The 10,789-nt window shown below is 56.7% G+C and carries 13 protein-coding genes; 9 read left to right on the forward strand and 4 right to left on the reverse strand.

What is annotated here, in order from left to right; translation table 11 throughout:
* The 8 genes from ACKQTC_RS03870 to ACKQTC_RS03905 all read left to right on the forward strand — a co-directional run.
* The coding region (locus ACKQTC_RS03870) for a copper amine oxidase N-terminal domain-containing protein (protein WP_408977118.1) at positions 1-936 on the forward strand (936 nt) is incomplete at its 5' end.
* Between the two features lie 257 nt (positions 937-1,193).
* Positions 1,194-1,607, forward strand: a complete 414-nt coding sequence (locus ACKQTC_RS03875) for a hypothetical protein (RefSeq protein ID WP_408977119.1) — start codon at positions 1,194-1,196, stop codon at positions 1,605-1,607.
* A 101-nt stretch (positions 1,608-1,708) separates the two neighbouring features.
* The gene (locus ACKQTC_RS03880) at positions 1,709-2,077 is read left to right on the forward strand and encodes a hypothetical protein (protein ID WP_408977120.1); all 369 of its coding nucleotides are present in this window, start codon (positions 1,709-1,711) and stop codon (positions 2,075-2,077) included.
* A 10-nt stretch (positions 2,078-2,087) separates the two neighbouring features.
* Positions 2,088-2,819 carry a LytR/AlgR family response regulator transcription factor gene (locus tag ACKQTC_RS03885; RefSeq protein ID WP_408977121.1) on the forward strand — a complete coding sequence of 244 codons (732 nt, stop codon included), beginning with the start codon at positions 2,088-2,090 and terminating at the stop codon, positions 2,817-2,819.
* Positions 2,804-4,087: a GHKL domain-containing protein gene (locus ACKQTC_RS03890; protein WP_408977122.1), complete on the forward strand. Its 1,284-nt coding sequence runs from the start codon at positions 2,804-2,806 to the stop codon at positions 4,085-4,087. Before ACKQTC_RS03885 ends, ACKQTC_RS03890 begins: the two co-directional genes overlap by 16 nt.
* 238 nt (positions 4,088-4,325) lie before the next feature.
* Positions 4,326-4,754, forward strand: a complete 429-nt coding sequence (locus ACKQTC_RS03895) for a hypothetical protein (protein WP_408977123.1) — start codon at positions 4,326-4,328, stop codon at positions 4,752-4,754.
* A gap of 331 nt (positions 4,755-5,085) precedes the next feature.
* Positions 5,086-6,324 carry a WG repeat-containing protein gene (locus ACKQTC_RS03900; protein WP_408977124.1) on the forward strand — a complete coding sequence of 413 codons (1,239 nt, stop codon included), beginning with the start codon at positions 5,086-5,088 and terminating at the stop codon, positions 6,322-6,324.
* Positions 6,325-6,401: 77 nt separating this feature from the next.
* Positions 6,402-6,944: a hypothetical protein gene (locus tag ACKQTC_RS03905; RefSeq protein ID WP_408977125.1), complete on the forward strand. Its 543-nt coding sequence runs from the start codon at positions 6,402-6,404 to the stop codon at positions 6,942-6,944.
* 139 nt (positions 6,945-7,083) lie between these two features.
* On the opposite strand, the gene ACKQTC_RS03910 is transcribed toward ACKQTC_RS03905, so the two are convergent.
* Genes ACKQTC_RS03910 through ACKQTC_RS03925 form a run of 4 tightly spaced genes read right to left on the reverse strand, consistent with a single transcriptional unit; the run spans position 7,084 to position 9,970 of the window.
* Entirely contained in the window at positions 7,084-7,599 is a 516-nt protein-coding gene (locus ACKQTC_RS03910) for an NUDIX hydrolase (RefSeq protein ID WP_408977126.1), read from the reverse strand.
* A gap of 3 nt (positions 7,600-7,602) precedes the next feature.
* Positions 7,603-8,856: a DEAD/DEAH box helicase gene (locus ACKQTC_RS03915; protein ID WP_408977127.1), complete on the reverse strand. Its 1,254-nt coding sequence runs from the start codon at positions 8,854-8,856 to the stop codon at positions 7,603-7,605.
* Positions 8,856-9,689, reverse strand: a complete 834-nt coding sequence (locus ACKQTC_RS03920; protein WP_408977128.1) for an MBL fold metallo-hydrolase — start codon at positions 9,687-9,689, stop codon at positions 8,856-8,858. Before ACKQTC_RS03920 ends, ACKQTC_RS03915 begins: the two co-directional genes overlap by 1 nt.
* A complete protein-coding gene (locus ACKQTC_RS03925) occupies positions 9,677-9,970 on the reverse strand; it encodes a hypothetical protein (protein ID WP_408977129.1) in 294 nt (97 codons plus the stop codon). The genes ACKQTC_RS03920 and ACKQTC_RS03925 overlap by 13 nt, the downstream gene beginning before the upstream one ends.
* Positions 9,971-10,057: 87 nt before the next feature.
* On the opposite strand from ACKQTC_RS03925, the gene ACKQTC_RS03930 reads away from it, so the two are divergent.
* Positions 10,058-10,783, forward strand: coding sequence for a class B sortase (locus tag ACKQTC_RS03930; RefSeq protein ID WP_408977130.1), 726 nt, complete (start codon positions 10,058-10,060; stop codon positions 10,781-10,783).
* Positions 10,784-10,789: the final 6 nt, after the last annotated feature.

Consider the following 10,789-nt stretch of genomic DNA (forward strand, 5'->3'; position numbering starts at 1 on the left):
ATGAGTAAAAAAATACTAGCAACTTTTATGACAGCAGCGCTTTTGATGATGCCGGGTCTGGCCTTGGCAGATAGTACAGATGTTAACCTGATTGTTAATAATACCTCTGTTACTACAGATGAAAATATAGGCCAGGTTTATATCAATAACCAGGACCGGACCATGATCCCCCTCCGGGTCGTCAATGACGCCTTTGGCTACCAAACCGACTGGCAACCTGACGGCACCATCCACATCACCGGCGCCGCCGGCACCGTTGACGTCACCCTCACCGTCGGCCAGGCCGCCTACACCGCCAATGGCCAAGCCGGCCGCTTTGCCACCCTGCCCACCCTGACCAATAACCGGACCTACCTCCCGGCCAGAGACTTTGCCCAACTCTACGGCCACATCTACTGGGATAGCCCCAGCCGGACCGTCTGGGTCTACCAGGGGAAAGAACCCCTCTACCAAGTCATCGGGACCAAAGTCCTCCGGGGCAGTGACACCGGCATCCAAGAGCTAACCCTCCCCGCCGGCTACACCCCCTTAACCCAAACAGCCACCAACCCCCTCGTCTTAAAAGAGACCATCCAGGGCGTTACCTACCTAGGCCTGATGACCCAAGGCCAAGACTTTAGCCAAAAAGTCCCCCTCTTCCAAGTCAAAGACCAAGCCCTCATCTACCTGACCGACGTTTTCGGATCCAGCCACTTCTACGTTGACGGCAGCAAAGTCTACTACACCGACGGCACCGGCGCCGCCAGCTGGACCAACCCCATCCAGCCCAACCGCCTCTACATCGCCGATACCGCCAGCGGCCAAGTGACCAGCCACGACCTGGCCTTCCCCGTCAATACCAGCACCTTCTCCATGAAAGACGGCAAGCTCATCGCCACAGATCAGCAAGGCCGGGGCACAGCCCGGGAGATTGAGCTGACAAAGCTTGGGGCCTAGTTGCTTGGCAGAGAGCAAAGGGGTTAATACCCAATATTATTGACTTAAGAGTCTAGTAAAAAATAGATATTTCTCCTTTATATTCAGTATATAGATTAACCAACTGGTGGCTGTTTTGAAAGGGCGCCATCAGTTGAGGGTATAAGTAATGACAAGTTGGATATAGTGATGGTAGAAATACCATGCCCTGGGTGGTGGTGACCACCCAGGGTTATTTGCGTTTTTTCCAATCATTCGTTTTGGAAGGAGTTTTATACATGAAAAAGAATACGATCATAGCTTTAGCATGCCTTTTAGCCCTATCCCCGACCTGTATTTATGCCGGGCCGGTTGTTGAAAATGAAGACCCTCCGGCCGCTAGGGTGGTGTCGGAAGATATTGAGCTGAGGTCTGCTTATATATTTTCCGGTAATGTTAATAATCAAGCCTATTTTTCTAAACAAGCTTGGTTAAAGCCGGAAGAGGGCTCTTATGTAAATTATTGGATTAAGAATACCGGTGGTTCCCCAATTACGATCAATATCAACAACCAAATCTACCGGACCTTCTCCCCTGGCGAACAGGGGCATATTAGTGCTAATGTAACAATAAAACAGATGTATTACTTTAACGCTTATCCTACCTATGGCGGGATGCTGAATATGCAATGTGCTATTAGACAAAGGAAATAACTTCCATGAAAAGGGTATATTTTATTAATCTTGCTATAATCACTTCTTTATTACTAACAGGCTGTACTTTAGATAACCTGAATACCTTAAACCAACCCACCATGAAAGAGTTAAGCCAGGAGAGACCCCGGCAAGTGGATCCTGCCCTGGGCTATATTGCGGATATTTCAATGCCGGCAGAGACCCATCCTTACTTTTTTGGCCACCTGGCCAATGCCTACGCCTTTGACCGGAGAGAGATGCTTGACCCCCAGTTTGAGGGTCGGTATGTGACTTTTTCTGTGCGTAATAATATGGAAAGGGAAGTCTATATGTTTATTGATAACAACCGGGGGCCGACGGTCCAGCCCGGCAAATGGGGGCGGATGACCATCCCCCTGGGGGCGGTGCCCTCTTATTATTCATTTACAGCCGAAGCCAAGGACGGGGGCGAGGACCTGGATATTGACTTCCGGATAGACCAATGGTAGGAGGTGGCTTGTGCGTATTCTGCTGATTGAGGACCAGCCACCGGCCCGGGAGGCTCTTTTGACCCTGCTGGAGGACTGGGTCCTGGACCACAAGGTCCCCTTTGACCTGGCAGCCGGGGCTGACCTGGCTGACCTGGCGGCAGAGCTGACGGCGGACACGGCCCTGGCCATCCTGGACATCCGCTTGCCGGATGGGAATGGGGTAGAGGCGGTGGGGGACCTCCGTCGGCAGGGCTTTACCGGGGATGTTATCTTCATCACGGCCTACCCGGCCGGGACAGCGGCTGTGGCCAATACCCGGCCCTTCGGTTTTGTGGATAAGGGAGTCCCGGAAGAGACCTTTACAGACCAGCTGACCGGGCTCCTAGACCTCTGGCTGGAGACCTTGGACCGGCGCTATTACAGCTATTCCTTTAATAAGTCTACCTATACCGTGGCCCTTGACAATATCCTCTACTTTGAAAAGAAGGGCCGGATGGTCCGGCCCCACTTGCTGAAGGGGGAGAGTCCGGATTTTTACGGGAAGTTGGAAAAAATCAGCCAAGACCTGGATAGCCGGGTTTTTGCCATGGTCGGCACCATGTACCTGGTGAATATCCGCCATGTCCGCTACCTCCACCAAGGGAAGTTGATCTTTACCGGCGGTCAGGCGCTGACCTTTTCTATTCCCCTACAGAAACCCTTAGAAAAATTGCTCTTAGCCGGCTTTGAGGAGGTAGATGACGGATGGATGGATTCCTAACCCTGGCCTTGGGCCGCTGGCTCCTGCCGGTCTACGGGGTTAAGCTGGCCCTGCTGGTCCTGGCCCTGGTCGCCCTGCTCTATGCCCGGCCCTTTAAGGAGCGGCCCCGGGTCCCGGCCGGCCTGGCCCTCTTAGGGAGCCTGGCCTTGCTGAGCTGTGCCTATGAGCCGGCCTTCCCCTACCTGGGCCGGAATGGAGCCCTCTTTGCGGGGCTCTTGCTCTTGGCGGCCCTTAGCCGGGACCGGTGGCCGGTCAAGGCTCTAGAGGCCTTGATGCTGACGGCCCTCCTCATGCCGGCCCAGGCCCTTAGCTTTGAATTTTACGCCCAGGTGGTCATGCGGCCCCGGTATATCGGCTATAGCCCGGTCCAGTACCTGGCCTTCCACCTCTTTGACCTGGCCCTGGCCCTGGGGATGGTGGCTGCCTTCTATTACTTTCGCCGGGCCGGCCTGGTCCGGGAAATGGATAGGCGGACGGGCCTGGCCCTGGCCGCCGGGGCCGGCGGTGTCCTCCTGCTTTTTGACTACTATATCCGCCAGTATGGCCTGGTGGCTGCCCCCTTAAACCGGGTCCATGTCCTCATCCTGGGGTCCAGCATGGGCATCTTTTTGCTCTTTCTCCTGGCCGGCCTCTTTTTCCAGAATAGGCGGCTGGCCCGGTCCCTGGTCCTTGCCGAACAGGACTACAGCGGTCTTTTGAAAAAGGACCTCCAGGCCTACCACCGGTTGACCGAGCACTATTACGATGCCGAACACGACCGGATTAACCGGCTCAAGGCCCTCCACCGGCTCATCCTCTACCAGGAGAACCAGACCGCCCTGGAAAAAATGGAACAATGGCTGGCCTACAAGGGCCCCTTCCTGGAACGGGTCACCCCTCTGACAGGGGACCAGCTGGTGGACGCCGTCTTACGGGTTAAGCAGGAAGAAGCCGGCAATATCCCCCTGGATATGCAGGTGACCGGCTACTTTCCCAAGGGGGACCATGAGGACATGGCCATGGTCCTGGCCAACCTCCTGGATAATGCCCTTGAGGCCGCCCGGGCAGCAGACCGGCCCCAGGTCTCCCTAAACCTGATCATCAAGTATGGGATGATCAGGGCCACCTTAATCAATACCTGGGTCCCCCAGGACAATAAGCAACCCGGCCGCGGCCTCTCCATTGTCCGCCGGATCCTGGAAGCACAAAACGGCCGGATGACCATCCGGACCCGGGATGACTACTACCGGGTGGATATCTTCGCCTATCTTAATGTGGATCCGGACTAAGCTGACCCCGGTTGGTTTCCTCTAAAGGAAACCAACCGGTTTTTTATGGGCAGAGATAGAAATGACGGCTATGGCAAAAAATCCGACAAGGTAAAAATATAGCCGGAAAATTTTGTTATAATGGGCTTATAAATAGCGCTAAGTGGATATGAAAGTAGGCCTCGTCAGCCAGTAATGGTGAGAAGAGGGGCCTTGAGGCTTTTAAGGATAGGTTCAACCCCGTGGGAGGGGAAAAGATATGAAGCAGAAATATCTGGGCCTTTTAGGGGCCATCATAATGGGTCTGGGCCTGGCGGCCTTGCTGATGGTGATCTATTTACGCAATAGGCCCCTCTTAATGATCCAGTTCAACGAGGCTGTCGGGCCGGTGGCTGTAGGAGTGCCCGGCTTTCTCCTCTTTGTGAGCACCATTTGCCTGCCCCTCGGCCTGGCCCTGGTCTACAGGGCCCTAGGGACGAGGGGGCAAAGGACCTACCTCCTGGCCCTCCTCCTGGCAGATGTTTTTTTCCTTGGCCTGAGTATGACCGTTTTCTTCCTGCCACTTGGCCAAGGATTAGTCAGCTGGTTCTATACCGGCGGCTTTATCCTTTGGACCGCCCTCCAGGTCCCGGCCGGCCTCTTCTTAACCCGGGACCGACCTGCCCGGTCAGGGGAAGAAAAAACCTGACAGTAAAAGAGGAGGTTTGTACTTGGAAGAGGAGTATAGAACGGTTTTCTTCCATAAGCTAAAAAGGCTGCGAGTAAAGTGTAAAAAGACCTACTTGCTGCAAAAATAAAGAAAATATAAAGAAAACGACGGCTATGGCACAAAATCCGACAAGGTAAAAATATAGCTAGGGAATTTTGTTATAATGGGCTTACAAAATATCGTAAAGGTAGAAAGGAAAGGCAGGCGATTCCAATGGGCGAGTAGGCTTGTAGCTTGTCGCAAGTGTTAGGGGAAAGAGAGCTATCTCAAATCAGTAAAAATATATATCAGGGGAAAAGGAGATGATGGCATGAAATCGCTTAGCTCCATTATCCTGGCGGTGGCCTTAGGCCTTGGCCTAGTGGCCTGCGGTCAAGCAGACTTGGATCCTTCGTCGACTGAAGCGCCCCCTCAGACCAGTGAGGGCCGGGTCCTTGCGGCTCCCTTTGCCAAAGCGATCGGCCCTATAGATGACAAGGGGCGGACGGTGGTGTATAGTCCGGTAGATGCCAGTGGGGCGCTGACCGTTGAGAGTAAGGCCCGGCTGGTGGATGATATGGGCAAGACCCTTCTGGAAACGGACTATAGGGATATCTGGCCCCTCTATACCGGTGATTATTACAAGTTCCGGCTGGTTACCGATGGCCCCTGGGGCCTGATGGATGCCCAGGGACAAGTCTTACAAGACCCCTTTGCCGATGCCCTTGAACCCTTTACCGATAAAGACGGAAATCCTCGCTTTAGCTATCAAAAAGAGGGCCTGTGGGGCATTTACGACCCTCAAAGCCGGACCATGACCCCGGCCTTGAGTGAAAGCCTACCCCTGCCGGCCGGTGGTGGCTTTGTCTACAGTCAAAAGGATTTATTCGGACTGGCTGCCGGTGATGGTAGCCCCCTGGTCGAGCCGGTATTTGATTGGATTGGGCCCTTTGCTGAGAATGACCGGGCCTTATACCGGTCCGGTGATGAATACGGGATGATAAATGCCCAGGGGGATCGGGTGAAGACCCTTGACCTGCCCGGCCGGCTGGAAGCAACGAGTTTTTTAAACGGCCTACCGCTTGCTTATGAAAAGGATGGCCGCTGGGGGCTCTTGGATAGTGATTTCAAGGTCCTCCGTGAGCCCTTTGCCGATGCGGCCATTGCGATGATTTCAAGGGGCAGTCAGGATGACGGGTACGGCTTGTATGAAGAAAAAGGCCGGGTGGGCCTTTTAGACGCCAAGGGTAAGGTTTTGCGGAAGCCCTTTGCCGACCAGGTAGGCCCCTTTACCCCGGCCGGTCATGCCGTCTACCGGGATGGGTCCCAAGGAGGTATTATCGACCTAAAGGGAAAAGAAGTCACCCTTCCCGAAAACCAGGGCCTGGGGGACTTTAACGCTCTAGGCTATGTGCCCTTTAAGCAAGGAGGTAAATGGGGCGTGGTCAATGAAAAGGGCCGGGTCGTCGTCAAACCGACCTTGGCTGAATTGCGCCTGTTTACCAACGGGTCCCAGGCATGGTTTAGGGAAAAGGAAAATGGCCCCTGGGGGATTATTTCCTTGAACTAAGGCGATCAAAGGGCATTAAGAATACCTTATAGTGTGTGTAAAATTTGTAGAAAGCCGCTTCAGAAGGAGATGGTATCATGCGTAAGATAGTTTTATCGGCTTGTTGTGGTTTGGGCCTGGTCCTCTTGGTGACCGGCTGTGGTGGGTCGGAGGCGACGAGTGAGGGGGCTGCTTCTTCCGGGTCCGGCTCGGTGGTGGAGACCTCCCTTGCCGGGGAGACTTTGGAAGGTATTGTCGACCTGTCAGACCAGGAATATTTGGATAATGCCCAGTACAATTATGAGCTGATTAAGGGGGAAATCGACAAGGCGGACCCCAAGGCACCCGTCCGGGACCTGACCCTGCAGGCCTTAAAAGATCTCCAGCCCCAACTCAAGCAGACGGCCTGGGATACCTATGAACGGAGCCTGGTCAAGGCCCAGGATGATATCCTCGGCAAGGGGGCTGACCTCCGGAAGGCTTCAGAGGCAGACAAGGATAAAATCAATGCCCGCCTGGCCCAGGAAGTCCCCCGGGCTCAAAACATGGTCTTGACGAAGAAGAACTTTCAAGAAATTGAGCGGGCAGACGGGTCCCGGGTTCTCTTCAGTACAGACGGGAATGTTGAAATCCATTCCTAGGGAGCAGCTGGTTATCGGCTGCACTTGAATAAGACATCAGAAAAATAAAGTTTGCATACAAACAAGCAGCCCCTGACTGGGTGATAGGCTCAGTCAGGGGCTGCTTGGGCTATAGGTTCCGGTTTTGGGCCGGTGGTTCTTATAAGGCTGCCAGGGCCTCGTGTAGGTAGGGGCGGCAGGTTTGGTATTGGATGATCTCAGGCTCGGCAAAGCGGTTAGCGGCGATGAGGGCGTCGATTTCTTCCAGGCTGGCCCAGCGGTAGTTGACGGTTTCCCCCGGTTGGAGGCGGATACCGTCCTGGGGGATGTCGGTGTAGTTGATGTAGCAATTGGCAAAGACCTGGCCATTTTGGATGACGGCCAAGGGCTGGAGGGCTTCCGGGCTGGTGGCCAGGCCGGTTTCTTCCCGGAGCTCCCGGCTGGCGGCTTGGGCGGGGCTTTCGCCGGCAATGACTGAGCCGCCGGTGTTTTCCCACTTGCCGGGGCAGATGACCTTTTCCGGGGCCCGGAGGGTAATGAGTACCCGCTTTAGCCGGCGGTGGATGGTCCAGACGCCGATGATGGCGTGGAAGGTGCCCGGGGGCATGGCCTCGCCCCGGGGGTGGAGGTCGCCGGTGGGGCGGCCGGTATCATCCAATAGTTCCCAAAGTTCCATGGTTTAGCTCTTTTTCCTCTCTTGTTTTTTACGGGCGGCGTGCTTGGTGCTTTTTTTGACCTTCTTTTTCGGGCCGGTCTTGGGACCGGCCTTTTTCTTTTTCTTCTTTTTGGGGGCCTCGTCCCTATCCGGAGCCTGGCCCAAAAAGCAAAGCCCATCCTGGACGAACATGGGCTCAAAGCGGATGCCCAGTTCACGTTCGTAGACCCGCAAGGCGGCCTCGTCCCGGCCGGCCACCAAGACCACTGAGGCACCGGTGGCTTCCGGGCCCCGGGCGGTCCGGCCGGCCCGGTGGACGTAGGTTTGGGGGTCATTGGGGAAGTCCAGGTGGATGATCTGGTCTATAATGGGCAGGTCCAGGCCCCGGGCAGCCAGATCGCTGGACACGAGGATGGTGATTTCCCCTTGGCGGACGCCCTGCATGACGGCCTGGCGGGCATTTTTATGCATGCCGCTGTAGAGGCCGGCAGCGGGCAGGCCGATATGGGTCAGCCGGTCCACAATCCGGTCAATCTGGTCCAGGGCGTTGATAAAGACCAGGCTGGTGCCGCCGTCCTGGAGGGCGAAGAGGAGCCGGCGGAGCTGGTCGAACTTGCGCTTATCGCCGCAGGGGAGGGTCAGGTGGCGGATGCGGTCATTCAGCTTGCCTTCGCCGTCTAAGCGGAGGATGTCCCGGTTAAAGAAGAGGACCTGGTCATCGGTCAGGGAGGCGGAGGCTAAGACGGTTTGGACGTCCCGGAGGAGGCGCTTGTGGAGGTCGGCAATGTCGGCGGGCTTGCCGAGGAGGGCGTCGATTTCATCGTAGACGACGGCCCGGATGGTTTGGCCGTTGAGCTTGCGCCGGTTGAAGAGCTCCAGAAGGCGGCCGGGGGTCCCGATGACCACCGGGGGCTTGTGGGCCAGCCGGTCAATCTGGTAGCGGATATTGGCCCTGCCAAAGACGGAGGTGACGGCATCCGGGTAGCCCAGGGCCTTGGCATAGGCGGCGGCGACCCCTTCAATCTGCTTGCAGAGTTCGGCGGTGGGGGCCACGACCAGGAGGCGGTTTTCCCTGGCGCCGAGGAGGTCATCGGTGAGGAGGGGGAGGAGGTAGGCCAGGGTCTTGCCGCTCCCGGTCATATCGGCCAGGGCCACAGAACGGCCATCGGCAATGTAGGGGAAAGCCTTGGCCTGGATCAGGGTAGGGTCTGTGATGGCAAAGAGGTCGGCTAGGGCGGCCCGGCGGGCGTCGTCCAGGCCCAGGTCGGTAAAGTTCATCAATCTGTCTCCTTTGGCAGGTGGTCAAAAAATAGGCTGTCCATATCATTAGGGGCGGAAATAGGCCCCTTAAAGTAGTCGCGGGCGGTAGACATATAGGACTGGCGGCGGGCGGGGCCGGCGTCCAGGCCGGAATGGAAGAGGACCAGGTGCTTGGCCCCGGCGGCCCGGGCGTTTTCAGCGGCCTCCTGGACCGTTGAATGGCCGATGGATTTAGGGGCAAACCGGCCCTGGCCCGGCTGGGCGATGTAGGCCTCATGGATGAGGTAGTCTGCCCCTTGGGCATAGGGGAGGCCTGGTTCCCGGAGGGGTTCATCCCCCAGGTAAACCAGGTCTTCGCCGGTTTGCAGGCGGACCTGACAGCCATACTGTTCCACCTTCTGGGCACCGATGTCGAAAAAGGTCACCTGCCAGGGGCCGATGGGGTAGGTCCGGCCATCCTCGATAGGGATGAGTCGGATATGGCTGCCGACCAGGTCCAGGACAGCGCTGGGCAGGATGGGCCGGCAGATGGTCATCAGGGTTTCCAGGAGGGCCGGGGACCCGTAAATCCGCAGGGGCGGCCAGTCCGGGTGGCGCTGCCTGCCATGGCCGGATAGGCGCATGAGCCAGGGGGCCCCCAGGATATGGTCGGTGTGGTGGTGGGAAATAAAGACATCGGTAATGGCCTCGGCAGGCACCTGGGCCTGGCGAAAGCGGTGGAGGAGGCCGTTGCCCCCGCCGGTATCCATGAGGAAGTGGTGGCCGGCCAGGCCGTCACGTAAGAGGAGGGCGGTGGTAAAACAGTCGGTATTCATAGCGGCACCGGTGCCTAAAAAAATCAGTTCTTCCAAGGGGATGGCTCCTTTTTCTTAATAATGGTAAAGCGCAACTTGTGGCTACGCGGGAATTCTCTTTTGGCCAGTCGGCGGATTTCTTTCATGAGGGCCGGCTCAGTGGAAAAGTCGGCGGTCTTGTTTTGAAAACCGTCTTCGACCAGGGTGTAGCCGGCCGGGGTGCAGCTGACGGTAAAGCCCCGGTCGCCCTTCCAGGTCCGGACGGAAAGGGATTCATCCGGACCGAGCTTTTTCAGGGCCCGGCGGCATTCGGTTTCCAATTGGTTGATTGTAATCATGGTATCACCCCGTTTATTGTAGCATATTCATTAAGGATTGACAGGGGCCAAGCCAGCCGTTAAAGTGATAAAAACAGGAGGGGTTTTATGAAAAAATGGAAAGTGGCCCTCGGTCTTTGCTGCCTCTTAGTGGGCCTGGCCTTAATTATTAACCACCAGGTCGACTGGCGGGGCTATCTACATACCTGGCAGCACGTGCCCAAGGCCCCGGTGGCCGACCAAGCCCTGCCGGCACCGGCAAGCAACCCCTATGCCGGGGACATCAGCCGCTACCAGGCGGCCAATGCAGATGTCTGCGCCTGGCTGGACATGCCCGGCCTGGTCTCGACGCCGGTGGTCCAGGGGACAGATAATGACCACTATCTTACCCATGACGCCACCGGTAATTACAACCCCAACGGGGCCGCCTTTTTAGACTATGAAGAGCCGGTGGATACCGCTGACCACCTGGTCATCTATGGGCATAATATGGCCAATGGCCAGGTCTTTTCCAACCTGGACCGGCTGCTTAACCAAGAAAGCGCCGCAGCCCACCGGTCCTTCCGCCTGGCCAGCCTGGCCCAGGTCTGGGATTGCGAGATCATCGGCATTTATGATATGAACCTGGAAGACCCGGCCCAGTTTTTCAGCTACAACAGCTGGCTGGTTTGGGGTGGGGAAAAAGACGCCCTCAGCTACCTGGCCGGCCTGGCCCCCAGCGAGCGGGTCCGGCTGGATACACCGGTTCAGGCGACCGACCGGCTGGTCACCCTGTCCACCTGCGACAATGCCCAAAACGACGCCCGGATCCTCATCGTGGCCGTCCGTAAATAAGTTCAT

It is taken from the genome of Peptococcus simiae (assembly GCF_046097595.1).
Classification (GTDB): Bacteria; Bacillota; Peptococcia; order Peptococcales; family Peptococcaceae; genus Peptococcus; species Peptococcus simiae.

Bases quoted from the DNA above. Each gene is read 5' to 3' on its own strand.
- ACKQTC_RS03875 (WP_408977119.1), top strand. From the start codon at position 1,194: ATGAAAAAGAATACGATCATAGCTTTAGCATGCCTTTTAGCCCTATCC.
- ACKQTC_RS03880 (WP_408977120.1), top strand. From the start codon at position 1,709: ATGAAAGAGTTAAGCCAGGAGAGACCCCGGCAAGTGGATCCTGCCCTG.
- ACKQTC_RS03890 (WP_408977122.1), top strand. From the start codon at position 2,804: ATGGATGGATTCCTAACCCTGGCCTTGGGCCGCTGGCTCCTGCCGGTC.
- ACKQTC_RS03895 (WP_408977123.1), top strand. From the start codon at position 4,326: ATGAAGCAGAAATATCTGGGCCTTTTAGGGGCCATCATAATGGGTCTG.
- ACKQTC_RS03900 (WP_408977124.1), top strand. From the start codon at position 5,086: ATGAAATCGCTTAGCTCCATTATCCTGGCGGTGGCCTTAGGCCTTGGC.
- ACKQTC_RS03905 (WP_408977125.1), top strand. From the start codon at position 6,402: ATGCGTAAGATAGTTTTATCGGCTTGTTGTGGTTTGGGCCTGGTCCTC.
- ACKQTC_RS03910 (WP_408977126.1), bottom strand. From the start codon at position 7,599: ATGGAACTTTGGGAACTATTGGATGATACCGGCCGCCCCACCGGCGAC.
- ACKQTC_RS03915 (WP_408977127.1), bottom strand. From the start codon at position 8,856: ATGAACTTTACCGACCTGGGCCTGGACGACGCCCGCCGGGCCGCCCTA.
- ACKQTC_RS03925 (WP_408977129.1), bottom strand. From the start codon at position 9,970: ATGATTACAATCAACCAATTGGAAACCGAATGCCGCCGGGCCCTGAAA.
- ACKQTC_RS03930 (WP_408977130.1), top strand. From the start codon at position 10,058: ATGAAAAAATGGAAAGTGGCCCTCGGTCTTTGCTGCCTCTTAGTGGGC.